Consider the following 16,802-nt stretch of genomic DNA (forward strand, 5'->3'; position numbering starts at 1 on the left):
CCAAGTTTTGACCATGACCGCTGCAGGCCGCGCCGCGGTCCACCGTGGTCAGAACAGCCCGTCCTGCGCGGCGGGAGCCCCGGCGTCGGCGGGCGGGATCTGCACCGTGGGCACCGCGGTCACCGCCTCCTCCCCGGGGGCGGTGAGTTCCCAGCCGGCCAGCAGCCGGGCGTCCACCACGAGCCCGTCCGCGAGGTGCAGGTCGGGACCGGCCGCGCCCACCAGCCGGCCCACGACGGACCCGCCGGGCACCATCTCGGTGAGCACCCGCTCCGGCCCGGGCGGACCGGTCAGTGCGTCCAACCCGAATGCCCCGGCGTGGTCGGCCACTGCGCATTCCACCCGCTCCAGCGACTCCGGCCACCCGGGCAGCGCCGCCGCCCGTGCGTGCAGCTCTGCGACCTCCCGGGCCCGGTCGGGCGCACCCGGCAGGTGCGCCCGTACGGCGCGCTTGCGGGTGTACGCGATGCGGTCGGGCACCCCGAGCGCCGCCCGCAGCAGTTCCTCGGTGCGCCGGGTGGCCATCAGCGGACCCCGCCCGAGCCAGGCCCATGCCACCGCCCCCTGCTCCAGCAGCCGGGCCGGACCACGCTCCTCGGCGGTGATTCCCACCTTGACCATGCCGGGCCCGAACCAGGCCAGATAGACCCGGTAGGTCCGCGGATCGGCGGCGTTGGTGTCGGCCGCCACGGAGAACGACCGGTCGAGGCGGGCGCATTCGGGGCACTGCGCGTTCCCGGTGCGGCCCGGCACGGTCTCCGCGGTGGGGCAGGGCGTACGCTTCCCCGTCCGCCACACCCCGAGGCAGTGCCGCTCCCCGCGTGCGGCGAAGGCGATCCGCTGCCCGTACACGAGCTCGCTCACCCGCTCGCCTCGCCCGTCCCCGTACCACCCGATGGCGGGGCGGCCGCCCTTCCACCGGATCCCGGTGCACCACCACGTCACAGCGGGAGGGGCCGCTCGAAGAAGGTGTCAAGGACGACGGTGGCGTGCGTACCGCTGACGCCGTTGATGGCGTAGAGGCGGCGCAGGACGTCCTGCAGCTGCTCGGTCGACGCCGTGCGCACCTTGACCAGCACGGACGCACTGCCCGCGATGATGTGCGCCTCCTGGATCTCGGGGATCGCCGCGAAGTCGGCGCCGGACTCGCCCATCCACGCGTTGGAGTCGACCATCACGTAGGCCAGCACTCCGCTGCCGACGGCGGCCGGGTCGACGTCGACGGTGGTCCGCCGGATCACCCCGCGCTCGCGCAGTTTGCGCACACGCTCGTGGGTCGCCCCCGCCGAGAGTCCGACGGCCGTGCCCAAGGCGGCGTACGACTGGCCGGCGTCCTGCTGCAGGCGCAGGACGAGCGCACGGTCGATGTCGTCCACGCAATCTTCCTCTCGTGGGCCTGTCGACCCTTGCGAAGACGGTACCTGATCCTGCAATCTCACCATCAGACCGAAGATAATTCGGTAGAACTCTTCCAGGGGGAATCATGTCTGCCATAGCCGACCTCACCTTGTACGAGATTCTGGACGAGCGCTTCCGGACCGGCCGCTGCGCCAATGGCGACGCCCGGCTGGAGCGGCTCCACGACGACTGCCGCTGGGCGGAGGGCCCGCTCTACCTGCCCGCCTGGCGGCAACTGGTGTGGAGCGACATCCCCAATGACCGGATGCTGCGCTGGGACGAGGCGACCGGCGCCGTCTCCGTCTTCCGCTCACCGGCCGGCCACCCCAACGGCAACACCTTGGACCGCGAAGGCCGCCTGATCACCTGTGAGCAGGGCAACCGGCGCGTCACCCGCACCGAACCGGACGGCAGCCTCACCGTCATCGCCGACCGCTTCGACGGCAAGCGCCTCAACAGCCCGAACGACGCGGTGGTCCGCTCTGACGGCTCCGTCTGGTTCTCCGACCCGGACTTCGGCATCACCAGCGACTACGAGGGCCACCGCGCACCCGGCGAGATCGGCGCATGCAACCTCTACCGCGCCGACCCCTCCACCGGCGAGGTCCGAATGGTCGCCGACGGCTTCCTCGGCCCCAACGGCCTCGTCTTCTCTCCCGACGAGAGCGAGCTGTACGCGGCGGACACCCGGGCCGGCCACATCCGCGCCTTCAAGGTCGCCGACGACGGCGCCCTCACCCACGACCGGGTCTTCACCACCTGCCCCCGGGTCGACAACATCCGCTTCGACGACGAGGGCCGGCTGTGGGCGGCCGCGATGGAGGACGGTGTCCGGTGCTACGCCACCGACGGCGCCTTGATCGGCCGCCTCCGCGTCCCCGAACCGGTCTCGAACATCGCCTTCGGCGGCGCCAAGAACAACCGCCTCTTCATCACCGCCACCACCTCGCTCTACTCCCTGGTGATGTCGGTGACCGGCCTCCCCCGCGTCCTGCGGTAGCCGGGCCGACCCGCCCGACTACCGGGCGACGAACTGCGTCAGGATCGCCTGCACCTCGTAGATGTCGACACCCTTGGTGAAGGTCTTCTCGATCGGCGTCGAGCTGCCGGATATCCAGATCTTGAGCTCGGCATCGAGATCGAAGTGCCCGGCGGTCTCGACGGAGAAGTGCGTGATGCTCCGGTACGGGATGGAGTGGTACTCCACTTTCTTCCCCGTGAGCCCCTGCTTGTCGACGAGCACCAGCCGCCGGTCCGTGAACAGGATCGTGTCCCGGATCAGCAGGTAGGCGGCATGCACCTGCTCCCCCTGCCCCAGCAGTCGCGCGTAGTCCCGCTGCGCCGACACGGGGTCGACGGTGTGCGCGTTCCCGAACAGTCCCATGAGTGCCCCCGTTTTCCGACTTCGAACGATCTTCGGAAACCGTACCGAGGCCGGCCCGTGGTCGGCGTCCCCCGCCAGAGCCATCCCACCCCTGACATCCTCCGGGGGACCCCGTCCCCATCAAGGAGGAGACGGGAAGCGTCGGGGCATACGACAGAGGCCCCGGACTTCCGTCCGGGGCCTCTGTCCTGCTGTGCACTCGGCAGGATTCGAACCTGCAACCTTCTGATCCGTAGTCAGATGCTCTATCCGTTAAGCTACGAGTGCTTGGGCTTCTCGGGGTTTTGCGCCCCGTTGGCCTTGCGAGAACAACAATACATGGACCTCGCCGGGACGCGAAATCCATTAGCCAAACCGCTACTGACCTGCGGAAACGCGCTGGAAGAAGATCATCCGGATGGGCTCGCGCAGAGGCTGCGGCCGACCGAATTGCCCCGGAACGCATCGAAGCCCCGGTCCGTCAGGACCGGGGCTTCGATGAGGTGCGGAGGCGGAGGGATTTGAACCCTCGATGGGTGGTAAGACCCAAACCGCATTAGCAGTGCGGCGCCATAGACCGGACTAGGCGACGCCTCCAGCACACCCTCGCGTACGAAGGTGCGTGCAGATGATGACACAGGCGCAGGGCCCCTCACCAATCCGCTCCCACGGTACTAGGCGGGACGGGCGGAGGGCAAAGCCTTAAAGCGGCCGTGGCACGCAACGTCGGCAGGACCCTCGTCGTTGGGCAGGCGTACGACGTACGGACGACCTGGAGTGCCCCATGCTGCGTCTCGCCGCCTTCGCCGTCACCTCCGCCCTGGCCGCCGCGGCGGCGGGGCCGCTGCCCCCGCTGCCACTGGGCCGGCTGCTGGCGACACCCGACCGCCTCACCATCGCCATGACCGACACCGGGAACCGTCACTTGGACCGGGAGTACCGGCTCGAATGCGACCCCGTCGGCGGCGATCACCCCCAGGCGGAGGGGGCCTGCGCCCGGCTGGACCAGTTCGCCAGGGAGGGGAAGGACCCGTTCGCCCCCGCGTCCCAGCGGCAGATCTGCTCCATGCAGTACGGGGGCCCCGCCACCGCCCGGATCACCGGAACCTGGCACGGCCACAGGGTGGACTCCACGTTTCGGCGGACCAACGGATGCGAAATCAGCCGCTGGGACAAGTTGGAACCTCTGCTTCCGAGTGGGCGTTCCTGACCTGGGAGGATGCACGGGATGGGCGGTATCCGCCGCACATCGGCCACCCCATCACGGGCCCGTGGCCTTAGACTCCTCCCGTGACTTGCCGGTAGTTGTGGTCAGGGAGGAAGCTCGTCGTGAGCAGCAGGCCATCCCGAGGCGCTGCTCGCCTCGCAGCAATACTCGACGCTCTTCCGGACGCGCTGTTGCTCGTCAACGCCAACGGCACGGTCGTCAACGCCAATTCGATCGCTCTCGAGGTCATGGAGAGCCCGGGCACCGGGCTCGTCGGCCGCGGCGTGCTCGACCTCCTGCCGGAGTTCGACTCCAAGCTGATCCCCGGCTCCATGCGCCGGCCCGGTGAGGACGAGGGCGGCCGCGCCAAGCCCAAACGGATGATCGCGCGCCGCACCGACGGCTCCGAGTTCCCCGTCGAGGTCACCAGCGCCCATCTCGACGGCCGCGATGCCTACCGCGAGCCGCAACCCTCGTACACCGGTGACGAGCTGCTGATGCTCGTGGTGCGGGACCTCTCGCAGACCGTGGACACCGAGGCCGAGCTGGCCCGCTCGCAGCGGCAGACCGAAATGATCCTGCGCGCCGCCGCCGAGGGCGTCGTGGGCACCGACACCGACGGACGGGTGGTGCTGGTCAACCCGGCCGCCGCCCAGATCCTCGGCTACCGCGCCACCGACCTCGGCAATCGCGAACTGCACGGCCTCGTCCAGCACTCCCGCGCCGACGGCTCCCCCTTCCCCTTCGAGGAGTCCCCGCTCGCCGACACGCTGCGCAGCGGACGCAAGCACCGCGTCCGCGGGCAGGTGCTGTGGAACAAGGCCGGGCAGCCGGTCGCCGTCGACCTGACCACCTCGCCCGTGCGGGACGGGGAGCAGCTCGTCGGCGCCGTCATGACCTTCACCGACCGGCGCCCCTACGACGCCCTCGCCGCCCGGCACGCGCAGCTGATGGCCGTCCTCGGCGACTCCCTGCGCGGGCCGCTGGACGAGCTGCGCGGTGAGCTGGCGACTCTGGCCGCCGACGACGCCGGACAGCTGTGGCCGGAGGCCAACCAGCTTCTGCACCACCTGGCCGCCGGGTACTCGCGGATGACCACCCTGGTGGACAACGTCCTCGGCTACCAGCGCCTGGACTCCGGCCGTGACCGGCTCTCGAAGAAGAAGGTCCTGATCAACACCGTCGTCGCGGCGGGCGTCGACGGTGCCGTCGAGCTGATCGGCCCGGGGCGCGCACAGTTCGCCGTCCACGCGCCGACCATCGAGGCCGAGGTGGACGCGGACCGGATCGCGACCGCGCTCGCCCACCTGGTCGCGGACGTCGCCGGGGTGGACGCCACCGGCAAGACCCGCCAGGGCAGCGGCTACAGCGACTCGACGATCGTGGTGGCCGCCGCTCAGCGCGGCGATGTCGTACGGATCGAGGTGCGCGGGCCGTACGAGGGCGGGAACCCGGTGCACGAACCCATCGTGCGGGGGATCGTCGCCGCGCACGGCGGCGTGCTGCAGACGGTGGAGGTTCCGGGCGCGCCCGGCGGGGCGTACGTGCTGGAGCTCCCGCTCGGCTCGGGCGCCGGAACGGTGACCCTGCCGGAGCCGGCAGAGAAGCCTCCGACGGGTCCGACCACGGACGGCGCGGGCACCGCCGGGGGCGCCGCTCCCGGCAAGGTCTCCGGTGGCCGGCGCGGTCGGCGCGGTGTGGACGCCTTCCTGGACGACGAGACCCCCGGCCCCGAGGCCGCGCAGGTGGCACAGGGTGGTGGCGCGCTGGCGCTGCCTTCCGGGCGGCGGCGGGCGGGCGAGGCCGGCGAGGCACCCGAGTCGGGACCCGAGCTCGCGCAGTCCCCGGTGAACCCCGCGGGACTCGGCACCGGACGCCGGCGCGGCCGGGCCGGTGACGGCAGTGGCGGCGCCGACGGCCCGGGCGGCCCCGGCCGGCCCGTGCCCCCGCAGGGCACGGCCATGCCCGCGCTCCCGCCCGTACCCGCGGTGCCGCCGGTCCCGGTGACCGAGCATCCCGCCGGGCGCCGCCGCGCGCTCGGTGCGGCCGGTCCGGCGCAGCCCGGCGGTCCGGTCCCCGCGACCGGGCTCGGGCCGACGCCCGCTCCCGCGCGGCCCATCGCCCCCGAGGGCGGCTTCGCACTGCCCGCCGGCCCGACCCCGGCCCCCGCTCCGGCTCCCGTAGGCGCCGATGCGGACACCGACGCCCCGGCCGGGCGGCGTGGCCGCCGCGTGCTGGGCGCCCCCGCCGGGGAGCCCGACGCTCCCGCCGCGCAGCCCACCGAGTCCGCCGAGTCCGCCGAGAGCCCCACCGGGCGGCGCCGCGCGCTGGCCGGCGCCCCGGCCTGGCCCGTACCGGCGGCCCGTACGGCGCCCGAGGACGACGAGGCCTCCGGCCCGGTTGCGGTCCCGGGTGCGCGCCGGCCGCAGGACCCGCCCGCGGAGGGCCAGGCCGCGCAGCCGATCAGCGTGCGCGCCCTCGGCACCCTCGGCCAGGGCATTTCCGTGGACCCGGGCGGCTCCGGCGCTGCCTCCGCGGCCGGTGCGGCTTCCGGGTCCGGGCGCCGTCGCCGACTCGCCGAGCCCGCCCCGCAGGGCCGGGCCTTCGCGATAGGAGCGCCCGAGGCGGGCGCCGACGAGGGTCCCGAGCCGCTGGACGGTCCGGGCGGCGCCGTCGAGGTGGTCAACCGGCCCGCGCCGCGGCCCGTGGACGACGAGCTGCCGCCGGAGCCGCTGGACAACCCGCGCCGACTCCTGGTGTGGCCCGCGCCCGATGTGCAGACGCAGCAGGCGCTCAGCGACCGCGGCTACCGGCCGGTGATCGTGCATTCCCGCGAAGAGGTGGACGCGCAGATCGCCGCGTTCCCCGCCGCGCTGTTCGTCGACCCGCTGACCGGTCCGATCACCCGGACCGCCCTGCAGTCCCTGCGCCAGGCCGCGGTGGCCGCGGAGGTCCCCGTACTGGTCACGGCCGGGCTGGGGCACGCCACGCGCGAGGCGGCGTACGGCGCCGATCCGGCCGTACTGCTGAAGGCGCTCGCGCCGCGCGACAGCGAGCAGCACCCCTCCCGGGTGCTGCTGATCGAGGAGCACGAGGAGATCGCGACCGCGCTGACCGCCGCCCTGGAACGGCGCGGCATGCAGGTCGCCCGGGCTGGTGCCGACACCGACGCCGTGGAACTGGCGACGCGGATGCGGCCCAACCTGGTGGTCATGGACCTGATGCAGGTACGCCGTCGGCGGGCCGGGATCGTGGACTGGCTGCGCGCCAACGGGCAGCTGAACCGAACGCCCCTGGTGGTCTACACGACGACCGGCATCGACCCGGCCGAACTGCCGCGGCTCGCCTCCGGCGAGAGCGTCCTGTTCCTCGCGGAGCGGGCCACGACGGCGGACGTCCAGGGCCGCATCGTGGACCTGCTGGCCAAGATCGGCACGAACTAGTAATCCTGGGCCGATGGCCATCACCCACACGAGCGAGCACACCGTCCCCGCCGACAACGGGGAGGTGAACCTGCTCATCGCGCGGCAGGTGGAGCCCGGGCACGAGGAGACCTTCGAGGCCTGGGCGCACGGGATCCTGGAGACGGCCGCGGGCTTCCCGGACCATCTCGGGTACGGGCTCTTCCGCCCGGCGGTGGAGGGCGGGCCGTGGTTCCTGGTCCACCGCTTCCGCAATCAGGCCGCGTTTCAGCGCTGGCAGGACTCCCCGGAGCGGGCGCAGTGGTTCTCCAACTGCCTCGGCCACCACCACACCGAGATAGCCCGCCGGGAACTGCAGGGCATGGAGACCTGGTTCGCCAAGCCTGGTACGACCCGGCCCGCGCCGCCGCGGTGGAAGATGGCGATCAGCTCGGGGCTGGCCATCTTCCCGATCTCGCTGATCGGCAACGCGGTGCTCGGGCCGTACCTGGTGGATCTGCACTTCGTGCTGCGGACGGCAGCCTTCGCCGTCGTGTTCAGCACCCTGATGACCTACCTGGCCATGCCCGCGGTCAGCAGGCTGCTGCGACCGTGGCTCACCCGGGGCTAGGTCGGCAGAGACGACCTGGCCCCGTGGTCGTCAGTCGAGCTTGGTGACGTCCAGTGCGCCGTCCGCGTACTGCTTGCGGATGACCTTCTTGTCGAACTTGCCGACGCTGGTCTTCGGCACCGCCTCGATGAACGTCCAGCGCTCCGGAAGCTGCCACTTGGCGACGGTCCGGGCGAGGAAGTCACGCAGGCCCGTGTAGTTCACGGTCGCGCCCTCCTTGAGGACGACCGTGGCCAGCGGACGCTCACCCCACTTGTCGTCGGGGACGGCGACGACCGCGGCCTCGGCGACCTCGGGGTGCGCCATCAGCGCGTTCTCCAGGTCCACGCTGGAGATCCACTCACCGCCGGACTTGATGACGTCCTTGGCCCGGTCGGTGAGAGTGAGGAAGCCGTCGGCGCTGATGACGCCGACGTCCCCGGTCTTGAGCCAGCCGTCGGCGCTGAACTTGTCCTCGGGCCGGAAGGGTTCGCCGGCCGCGCCGCCGTAGTAGGAGCTCGCGATCCAGTTGCCGCGCACCTCCAGCTCGCCCGCCGACTCCCCGTCCCAGGGCAGGAGGTCGCCGTTCGGGCCGACCAGCCGGGCCTCGACGCCTGCCGGGAAGCGGCCCTGGGTGATCCGGTAGGGCCACTCCTCCTCGGCGCTCAGGCCGGCCGGCGGGTGCGCCATCGTGCCGAGCGGGGAGGTCTCGGTCATGCCCCAGGCGTGGCAGACACGGACTCCGAGCTTGTCGTACGCCTCCATCAGGGCGGGCGGACAGGCCGAGCCGCCGATGGTGACCTGCTTCATCGAGGTCAGGTCGCGCGGGTTGGCGGTGACCTCGGCCAGCAGTCCCTGCCAGATGGTGGGGACGGCCGCGGCGTGCGTGGGCTTCTCCCGCTCGATCATCTCGGCGAGCGGGGCGGGCTGCAGGAAGCGGTCCGGCATCAGCATGTTGATGCCGGTCATGAAGGTGGCGTGCGGCAGTCCCCAGGCGTTCACATGGAACTGCGGGACCACGACGAGGGTGGTGTCCCGGTCCGTCAGACCCATCGACTCGGCCATGTTGACCTGCATGGAGTGCAGGTAGACCGAGCGGTGGGAGAAGACGACTCCCTTGGGGTCCCCGGTGGTGCCGGAGGTGTAGCACATCGCGGCCGCCTGGCGTTCGTCCAGCTCGGGCCAGTCGAAGCTGTCGGAGCTGCCCGCGAGGAGCTCCTCGTACTCGTGCACCTGCACGTTCAGGCCGTCGAGCGCGGAGCGGTCGCCGATGCCGCTGACCACCACGTGCTCGACGGTCGGCAGGTGCGGCAGCAGCGGCGCGAGCAGCGGCAGCAGGGTGCCGTTGACCAGCACCACCCGGTCGGCGGCGTGGTTGACGATGAAGACCAGCTGCTCAGGAGGGAGCCGCAGGTTGAGGGTGTGCAGGACCGCGCCCATGGAGGGGATCGCGAAGTACGCCTCGACATGCTCGGCGTTGTTCCACATCAAAGTCGCCACAGCCTCGGACTGCTGCACTCCGAGCTGCTCGCGCAGGGCGCCTGCGAGACGGGTGGCGCGGTTGCCGATCTCGGCGAAGCTGCGGCGGTGCGGCTCAGCCTCCCCGGTCCAGGTCGTGACCTGGGACTTCCCGTGGATCGTCATCCCGTGTCGGAGTATGCGGGTGACGAGGAGCGGTACGTCCTGCATGGTGCTGAGCAAAGCGTCCTCCCGGTGAGCGCTGCGGCGCTGCGGCGGCTACGGATGCTGCCGATTCTGCGCACGTACCGGTCGGCATGTCACTACCCGGGAGTAGAAAGCAGGGCGTGTTTCACGTGAAACATCCGCTGCCGTCCTCACGTTTCACGTGAAACAGCTCCGGCTCACCGGACCGGCATGAGCTCCGGGTCCTCGCGGAGCTTGCCCAGCGCACGGGAGACCGCGCTCTTGACCGTGCCGACCGAGACACCCAGCAGCTCCGCGGTCTGCACCTCGCTCAGGTCCTCGTAGTACCGCAGGACGACCATGGCCCGCTGGCGGTCGGGCAACCGGGTCACCGCGCGCCACATCGCGTCGCGCAGCGCCTGTGCCTCGGCGGGGTCGGAGGTCGGGGCCGCCTCGGTCTCCGGAAGCTCGTCGCAGACGAACTCGTCGACCTTGCGCTTGCGCCACTGGGAGGTACGGGTGTTCACCAGGGTCCGCCGGACGTAGCCGTCCAGGGCGCGGTGGTCCTCGATCCGGTCCCAGGCCACATATGTCTTCGCGAGGGCTGTCTGGAGCAGGTCCTCCGCATCGCACGGGTTGGCGGTGAGGGAGCGCGCAGTGCGCATCAGGACCGTGCCGCGGGTCCGGACGTACGCCGAGAACGACGGGTACGGCGTCGGATTCGAGGCGAGCGTGCACACAGGCGTGGTCATGTCTCCACGCTAGGAGTGCCCACCCGCCATGGGATCGGCCGCAGGTGCCGATGGTGGATCCACCTCAGGTTGTAGGCGTAGGGCCGTCCCCACCCCCTGAAGGTGGAGGGGATGGGGGGCCACAGGTCGTGGATCTCAGCCGTCGGCGCCGAGGATCAGCCCGGAGGTCGGGACCCCGGTGCCGGCCGTGACGAGTGCGTGCGCCGCCCCCGCCACCTGGTTGACGGAGGTGCCGCGGAGCTGGCGGACGGCCTCGGCAATGCCGTTCATGCCGTGCAGGTACGCCTCTCCGAGCTGGCCCCCGTGCGTGTTGAGCGGCAGGGCGTCGGCGGCCACGAAATCCGCGGCCTCGCCCGGCGCGCAGAAGCCGAACTCCTCCAGCTGCATCAGTACGAAGGGAGTGAAGTGGTCGTAGAGGATGCCGACGTCGATGTCCGACGGCCGCAGCCCGCTGGTCCGCCACAGCTGGCGGGCGACGACGTCCATCTCCGGCAGCCCGGTGAGGTCGTCGCGGTAGAAGGAGGTCATGCCCTCCTGACGTCGCCCGGCACCCTGTGCGGCCGCGGTGATCACGGCCGGCGCGTGCCGCAGGTCCCGGGCGCGCTCGGTCGTGGTGACGACGACTGCCTGGCCGCCGTCGGTCTCCTGGCAGCAGTCCAGCAGCCGCAGCGGTTCGACGATCCAGCGCGAGGCGGCGTGGTCGGCGAGGGTGATGGGCTTGCCGTGGAAGTAGGCGGCGGGGTTGTTGGCGGCGTGCCGCCGGTCGGTGACGGCGACGTGCCCGAAGGCCTCCGGGGTCAGGTGGTAGGTGTGCAGGTAGCACTGTGCGGTCATGGCCACCCAGGAGGCGGGGGTCAGCAGCCCCCAGGGCAGCGACCAGCCGAGGGCCGCCCCCTCCGCGGAAGGCTCCCGCTGCTGGACCCCGGACCCGAAGCGGCGCCCGGAGCGCTCGTTGAAGGCGCGGTAGCAGACCACCACCTCCGCGACCCCGGTTGCGACGGCAAGGGCGGCCTGCTGGACGGTGGCGCAGGCCGCGCCGCCGCCGTAGTGGATGCGGGAGAAGAAGGACAGGTCTCCGATGCCCGCCGCCTGGGCGACGGTGATCTCGGGGCTGGTGTCCATCGTGAAGGTGACCATGCCGTCGACGTCGGCGGGGGTGAGCCCGGCGTCGTCGAGGGCGGCATGTACGGCCTCGACGGCGAGCTTGAGTTCGCTGCGTCCGGAGTCCTTGGAGAACTCGGTCGCTCCGATGCCGGCGATGGCGGCGCGGCCGCCGAGCTCGTCGCGGGTGCGGACACTCATGCCGGCACCTCCGCGGTAACCGATCCGGACACGTGGTGACCGATGCCGTTGGCGCCGACGACCCGGATCTCGACAGTGGTCCCGGACACGGCCGTGATGGTGCCCGTGAGGATCATCGTGTCGCCCGGATAGTTGGGGGCGCCGAGCCGGATGGCCACCTTGCGCAGGACGGTGCGCGGCCCGAGCCGGTCGGTCACGTAGCGGCCGACCAGGCCGTTCGTGGTCAGGATGTTCATGAAGATGTCCGGGGAGCCCTTCTCCTGCGCGAGCGCCGCGTCATGGTGCACGTCCTGGTAGTCGCGGGAGGCGATCGCGCCCGCGACGATCAAGGTGCGGGTGACCGGAATCTCCAGTGGCGGCAGCGTGTCGCCGACGTTCATGCCTGCTCTCCCTCGGCTGTCGAAGCGGATGCGGGTGACCCGGCGATCGAGGCCCCCAGCTCGGCCAGCAGCTCGCTGCCGCAGCCCAGATAGGCGTCCAGTTGGCGGCCCCACAGGAAGTGGCGGTGGACGGGGTGGTCCAGGTCGGCGCCCATGCCACCGTGCAGGTGCTGGCCCGCGTGCACGACCCGCTTGCCCGCCTCCGAGGCCCACCAGGCGGCCGTCAGCGCGTGCACCTGTGCCGGAAGGCCCTGGTCGATGCGCCAGGCCGCTTCGTACGCGGTGACCCGGATCGCCTCGGTGTCCATGTACGCGTCGGCCGCGCGCAGCATGACCCCCTGGTTGGTGGAGAGCGGCCTGCCGAACTGCTCACGGGTGGAGGTGTGTTCCACCGCCCGGGCGAGGGAGCCCGCGCAGACGCCCGCCTGGAGTCCGGCGAAGGCGGTGCGGGCGGCGGCGAGCGTGTCCTCGTACGCGCCGTCGCAGCCGAGGCGTTCGGCTGCGGCTCCGGTCAGGGCCAGCCGGCCCGCCGACCAGGGGGCGGTGGTCTCCACCGGGGAGGTCCGCACGCCGGGCGCGTCGGTCCGTACGAGCCACAGCGACCGGTCCGCGTCCGGGACGAGTACGTGCGTGGCATCGCGCAACCAGGGCACCACGGGGGCGATCCCGGTGAGCCGGCCGCCCTCGGCGGTGATCCGGCCGCGCGCCGGGAAGGCCCCGGTGGCCACCGCGTCGCCCGTGCCGAGGGCGGTCAGCAGACGGCCGCGCTGCTCGGGGCTGCCGTGCGCGGCCACGGGGAGGATCCCGTACACGCAGGTGGCGGCGTACGGGACCTGTGCCGTGGTGCGGCCCTGTTCCTCCAGCAGCAGGACCAGCCCGAGCAGGCCGGTCTCCTCGACCGCAGCGATCAGTCCGGCCGCGGTGAGGGCCTTCCACAGTTCGGCGTCGCTGCCGGTGCCCGCTTCGGTGAGGCGTTCATGGGTGGCGAGATCGGAGAAGATCCGGGCGGCGAGACCGGCCGCGGTGGCCTGTTCCTCGGTGGGGTGGAAATCCATCAGCCTTCACTCCCGCGGAACACGGGGAGTTCGAGGCCGTCGTCGACGCGCAGGAACTCCAGCTGGACGGGGAGGCCGATGCGCACCTTGTCGTAGGGCACGCCGGTGATGTTGCTGATCATCCGGACTCCTTCGGCGAGCTCCACGAGTGCGACCGCGTAGGGCGGGTCGAAGGCCGGGAAGGGCGGGTGGTGCATGACGACGTAGCTGAACACCGTGCCGGCGCCGGAGGCCTCGACGGTGTCCCAGTCGGGGCTCGCGCAGGCATTGCAGCCGGGGAGCCACGGGAAGCGGAGGGTGGAGCAGGCGGTGCAGCGCTGGATCAGCAGCCTGTGTTCCCGCACCCCGTCCCAGAATCCCTGGTTGTCGCGGTTGATCACCGGGCGGGGGCGCTGCGCCGGTGGCCGCTTCACCGGCCGGGCGGCGGGCGCGTACTTGAGGATGCGGAAGCGGTGGGTACCGGCGAGCTCCCCGTCCGCCTGGACGTCCATGCGGGTGGTCACGAAGTGGCCGGTGCCCAGCTTGGTCGTCTTGCGGGGCGACACCGACTCGATGACGGCGTCAAAGGTGATCACGTCGCCGGGGCGCAGGGGATGGAGGTACTCCTGCTCGCAGTCGGTGGCGACCACGGAGGTGAAACCGGCGCCGTCGAGGAACCCGAGGAGCTCGTCGTAGGCGGAGGAGCGGGCCGCATGACCGGAGAGACCGCCCATCGTCCAGGCCTGGAGCATGGTGGGCGGGGCGATGGCGTCGGGCCCGGTGTACGCGGGGTTGGCGTCGCCCATCGCCTCGCACCAGTGGCGGATCATCGGCTCGTTGACGGCGTCCTTGCCCTGCCCGCCGGTGGCGGCCGGCTGCCCCTCGAAGGCCGCGAGCAGCGTGTGGAACCGGGCTGCCTCCTCGGCTTCGCGCCCGGCTGCCGTCCCGGTCGCATTCACCTTCACGTCCGCGTCCGCCGTCATCGCTTCCGTCCCTTCATACCGAGCCGCATCATGGCGACGATCTCCCGCTGGACCTCGCTGACCCCGCCGCCGAACGTGTTGATCTGGGCGGCCCGGTTCATCCGCTCCAGCTCGCCGCCCGCAAAGGCCGCGGGGCCGCGGATCAGGGCCTCCTCGCCCACCACCTCCTGGCACATCCGGTACACCTCGACGGTGGACTCGGTGCCGAGGAACTTCACCCCGCTGGCATCCCCCGGGGCCAGGGCGCCGCTGCCCACGTCCTGGACGAGGCGCCAGTTGAGAAGGCGTACGGCGGCCAGTCGCGCATGCGCCTCGGCGAGCCGGGACTGCACCCAGGGAAGGTCTGCGGGCCGGTCTCCGGTGACCGGGTCGGGGGTGCGGGCGTGGTCGAGCGCGTACGCGTAGAAGTCCTCGGCCTGCATGCCGATGGCGGCGAGGGCCACACGCTCGTGGTTGAGCTGGTTGGTGATCAGGCCCCAGCCCCCGTGCTCGGGGCCGACGAGGTGGCCGGCGGGCACGCGGACCCAGTCGTAATAGGTCGCGGTGGTCGTGAGCCCGCCGACGGTATTGATGGGGGTCCAGGAGAAGCCCGGGCTGTCGGTGGGCACCAGGACGATGGAGATGCCCTTGTGCTTCGGGGCCTGCGGGTCGGTTCGGCAGGCGAGCCAGATCCAGTCCGCGTTCTGGGCGTTGGAAGTGAAGATCTTCTGCCCGTCGATCAGCCAGTCGGCTCCGTCGCGGACCGCACGGGTGCGCAGGGCGGCGAGGTCGGTGCCCGCCTCCGGTTCGGAGTAGCCGATGGCGAAGACGATCTCGCCCGCGAGGATCCGGGGCAGGAAGTAGTCCTTCTGCTCCTCGGTTCCGTACTTCATCAGGGTGGGGCCGACGGTGTTGAGCGTGACCATGGAGACGGGGGCGCCGGCTCGGTAGGCCTCGTCGAAGAAGACGAACTGCTCATCGGCACCTCGGCCCTGGCCGCCGTATTCGACGGGCCAACCGAGGCCGAGCAGTCCGTCGGAGCCGATGCGGCGCAGCAGTTCGCGCTGACGGGCCGGATCCTCGGGTGCGCCGTCCGGCAGCAGATCCTCGAAGTACGCACGCAGTTCGGCGCGGAGCCGCAACTGGCCTTCGGTCGGGGCGAGGTGCACGGCGCAGGCCTCCCGGCATCACAACATCAAGGGGACCTGACTGTCCGTCAGATCCACCTGTGGTGTCAAGGTCGGGGCTACATGCGCGAGGGCGCCTGCGCTACCGGACCCCAGCCGGTCCGGTCGCACAGACGCCCTCAAGAATCGGAGCGGCTCAGGCCGCTTCTACCACCAGGGGTGGAAGTTGACCGCGACGGTCGAGTTGGACTGGTCGATCGCGGTGAGGGCCGAGCCGTTCACCTGCGCAGTGCTGTTCTGGTTGGACGCGCCGGAACCGGTGGCCACCTGCTGCGACGTGGACGAGTTGCCGTTGTTGTTGCCGCCCACGCCACTGCCGATGATGCTGGCGACGCTCGCATTCGATCCGTCGTTCGCGAAGGAGCCGTTGTCGGCCGAGGCCACCCCGCCGCAGAGCGCGACGGCGAGGGGGAGAGCGGCGACAGCGGCGATGACGCGGGCGGTACGGATGCTTGCCATGTCTTTATCCTCCAGAAAACCGAAGTGGGACTTGCTCCGAGGCAGTTGGCCGACCGCCTCGGTCGTTCCGTGGTGACGACGTCGCGAGACCAGAGTTGCCCACCGAATCCCCGGCGAACCACCCCGGAATCCCCGATTCCCCCGCAAGTATGACCAACATCGGATAAACCTCATTCACGCCCCTTCAGCCCAGATCAGCACTCTGGAAACGGCTGAACCCCGCGCCACAGAAGGAATGAAGCGTTCCGCCAGAACGCCGTGTCCCGGACATGCCGAGAAGGGCCGCGCCGTCCGGGAACCCCACCGTCTCCCGGGCCTGCGGCCCTGCAATACCAAGCTTCACGCCCCCTGCGCGCCCCGGCGCAAGCCGGGGTGGTCCATCCGTGCCCCGCTCCGGGGCACCACGCGGCGCGATCCACGGCCACGACCGACCGGGCTCCAGCGCCTGCCTCTTCTTCTGGCCCTGCTTGTGCTCTTGCTCCTGCCCGGCGGCGGCGCGTACGCCCGCGTACCGGACCGTGCGACTACGACAACGACTACGACTGCGACTGCGACTGCGACTGCGACTGCGGTGAAGAAAGGGGATACGGAGCTACGCGGCCAGCCGGAGCGCTTCCCGGACGGCGCCGGCGGTCGCTGCGGCGGGGACATCGACGGTTGCGGCGGCGGCTGCGGCTGCAGCAGGGGAAGTGACCGGCGTCAGCGTGCGGGCCGCGCTTTCCGATGCGGCGCCCATGGCCGCGGCAGTGGTGGAGCGGCGGACAGAGGGGGTCTTACCGTGCGCCTCGGCGCGGATCCGCTGCTTGATGGTCGGCGGCAGCGAACCGCCCCGCATCATCGCCCGCCACGTCCGCCGGGCCACGACGGCCGGCCGACGCACGGCGGTGGGCGCGGAGTCCCCGGCGGCGGGAGCCGAGGCAGAGGCCGGGGCGGCCTTCCCGGCGAGACCGAAGCAGGAGAGGAGAGCCACGAGGGCGGCGAGGACGGAGGTCCAGATCGACGTGAGGACGCTGCGGTGAGCCATGACGAGGTGCCTCGATTCGTGATGTTCCGACGGACGGATCTGAATACATTCGTCATGATGTGGCCGCAACCGCACAGCC

16 protein-coding genes and 2 tRNA genes are annotated in these 16,802 nt (G+C 71.5%); 4 read left to right on the forward strand and 14 right to left on the reverse strand.

Going from position 1 to position 16,802, the window contains the following annotated elements:
- Nucleotides 1–48 precede the first annotated feature (48 nt).
- Nucleotides 49–945, reverse strand: coding sequence for a DUF2797 domain-containing protein (locus tag IE257_RS26600; RefSeq protein ID WP_189972438.1), 897 nt, complete (start codon nucleotides 943–945; stop codon nucleotides 49–51).
- Entirely contained in the window at nucleotides 942–1,376 is a 435-nt protein-coding gene (locus tag IE257_RS26605; RefSeq protein ID WP_030384024.1) for an Lrp/AsnC family transcriptional regulator, read from the reverse strand. The genes IE257_RS26600 and IE257_RS26605 overlap by 4 nt, the downstream gene beginning before the upstream one ends.
- A 107-nt stretch (nucleotides 1,377–1,483) precedes the next feature.
- Here IE257_RS26605 and IE257_RS26610 point away from each other — a divergent pair, with 107 nt between their 5' ends.
- A complete protein-coding gene (locus IE257_RS26610; protein WP_189972439.1) occupies nucleotides 1,484–2,398 on the forward strand; it encodes an SMP-30/gluconolactonase/LRE family protein in 915 nt (304 codons plus the stop codon).
- A gap of 18 nt (nucleotides 2,399–2,416) precedes the next feature.
- Here IE257_RS26610 and IE257_RS26615 read toward each other — a convergent pair whose 3' ends face one another.
- From IE257_RS26615 to IE257_RS26625, 3 genes are all read right to left on the reverse strand, one after another.
- Complete coding sequence (locus tag IE257_RS26615) at nucleotides 2,417–2,782, reverse strand: PH domain-containing protein (RefSeq protein WP_030384022.1); 366 nt, start codon at nucleotides 2,780–2,782, stop codon at nucleotides 2,417–2,419.
- Nucleotides 2,783–2,976: 194 nt separating this feature from the next.
- Nucleotides 2,977–3,049, reverse strand: a tRNA-Arg gene (locus tag IE257_RS26620).
- A 218-nt stretch (nucleotides 3,050–3,267) separates the two neighbouring features.
- A tRNA-Ser gene (locus IE257_RS26625) sits at nucleotides 3,268–3,358 on the reverse strand.
- 187 nt (nucleotides 3,359–3,545) lie between these two features.
- Here IE257_RS26625 and IE257_RS26630 point away from each other — a divergent pair.
- The 3 genes from IE257_RS26630 (at nucleotide 3,546) to IE257_RS26640 (ending at nucleotide 8,000) form a co-directional block, all read left to right on the forward strand.
- The gene (locus IE257_RS26630; protein ID WP_189972440.1) at nucleotides 3,546–3,971 is read left to right on the forward strand and encodes an SSI family serine proteinase inhibitor; all 426 of its coding nucleotides are present in this window, start codon (nucleotides 3,546–3,548) and stop codon (nucleotides 3,969–3,971) included.
- 119 nt (nucleotides 3,972–4,090) lie between these two features.
- Entirely contained in the window at nucleotides 4,091–7,411 is a 3,321-nt protein-coding gene (locus tag IE257_RS26635; RefSeq protein WP_189972441.1) for a response regulator, read from the forward strand.
- 13 nt (nucleotides 7,412–7,424) lie between these two features.
- Nucleotides 7,425–8,000, forward strand: a complete 576-nt coding sequence (locus IE257_RS26640) for an antibiotic biosynthesis monooxygenase (protein WP_189972442.1) — start codon at nucleotides 7,425–7,427, stop codon at nucleotides 7,998–8,000.
- A 30-nt stretch (nucleotides 8,001–8,030) separates the two neighbouring features.
- Here IE257_RS26640 and IE257_RS26645 read toward each other — a convergent pair whose 3' ends face one another.
- From IE257_RS26645 to IE257_RS26685, 9 genes are all read right to left on the reverse strand, one after another.
- Nucleotides 8,031–9,680, reverse strand: a complete 1,650-nt coding sequence (locus IE257_RS26645) for a long-chain fatty acid--CoA ligase (RefSeq protein WP_189972443.1) — start codon at nucleotides 9,678–9,680, stop codon at nucleotides 8,031–8,033.
- A 161-nt stretch (nucleotides 9,681–9,841) separates the two neighbouring features.
- Nucleotides 9,842–10,375, reverse strand: a complete 534-nt coding sequence (locus IE257_RS26650; protein ID WP_189972444.1) for a SigE family RNA polymerase sigma factor — start codon at nucleotides 10,373–10,375, stop codon at nucleotides 9,842–9,844.
- 135 nt (nucleotides 10,376–10,510) lie between these two features.
- Nucleotides 10,511–11,677, reverse strand: coding sequence for a lipid-transfer protein (locus IE257_RS26655; RefSeq protein WP_189972445.1), 1,167 nt, complete (start codon nucleotides 11,675–11,677; stop codon nucleotides 10,511–10,513).
- Nucleotides 11,674–12,057, reverse strand: coding sequence for a MaoC family dehydratase (locus tag IE257_RS26660; RefSeq protein WP_189972446.1), 384 nt, complete (start codon nucleotides 12,055–12,057; stop codon nucleotides 11,674–11,676). Before IE257_RS26660 ends, IE257_RS26655 begins: the two co-directional genes overlap by 4 nt.
- Nucleotides 12,054–13,112: an acyl-CoA dehydrogenase family protein gene (locus IE257_RS26665; RefSeq protein WP_189972447.1), complete on the reverse strand. Its 1,059-nt coding sequence runs from the start codon at nucleotides 13,110–13,112 to the stop codon at nucleotides 12,054–12,056. The genes IE257_RS26660 and IE257_RS26665 overlap by 4 nt, the downstream gene beginning before the upstream one ends.
- Complete coding sequence (locus tag IE257_RS26670; protein WP_189972448.1) at nucleotides 13,112–14,074, reverse strand: bifunctional MaoC family dehydratase N-terminal/OB-fold nucleic acid binding domain-containing protein; 963 nt, start codon at nucleotides 14,072–14,074, stop codon at nucleotides 13,112–13,114. Before IE257_RS26670 ends, IE257_RS26665 begins: the two co-directional genes overlap by 1 nt.
- On the reverse strand, nucleotides 14,071–15,222 hold the full coding sequence (locus tag IE257_RS26675) for an acyl-CoA dehydrogenase family protein (RefSeq protein WP_189972449.1): 1,152 nt from the start codon (nucleotides 15,220–15,222) through the stop codon (nucleotides 14,071–14,073). The genes IE257_RS26670 and IE257_RS26675 overlap by 4 nt, the downstream gene beginning before the upstream one ends.
- A 165-nt stretch (nucleotides 15,223–15,387) precedes the next feature.
- Complete coding sequence (locus IE257_RS26680) at nucleotides 15,388–15,699, reverse strand: hypothetical protein (protein WP_189972450.1); 312 nt, start codon at nucleotides 15,697–15,699, stop codon at nucleotides 15,388–15,390.
- Nucleotides 15,700–16,291: 592 nt separating this feature from the next.
- Nucleotides 16,292–16,723: a DUF6344 domain-containing protein gene (locus IE257_RS26685; protein WP_189972451.1), complete on the reverse strand. Its 432-nt coding sequence runs from the start codon at nucleotides 16,721–16,723 to the stop codon at nucleotides 16,292–16,294.
- Nucleotides 16,724–16,802 lie beyond the last annotated feature (79 nt).

The sequence above is a fragment of the Streptomyces avidinii genome (assembly GCF_014650695.1).
Taxonomy (GTDB): domain Bacteria; phylum Actinomycetota; class Actinomycetes; order Streptomycetales; family Streptomycetaceae; genus Streptomyces; species Streptomyces avidinii.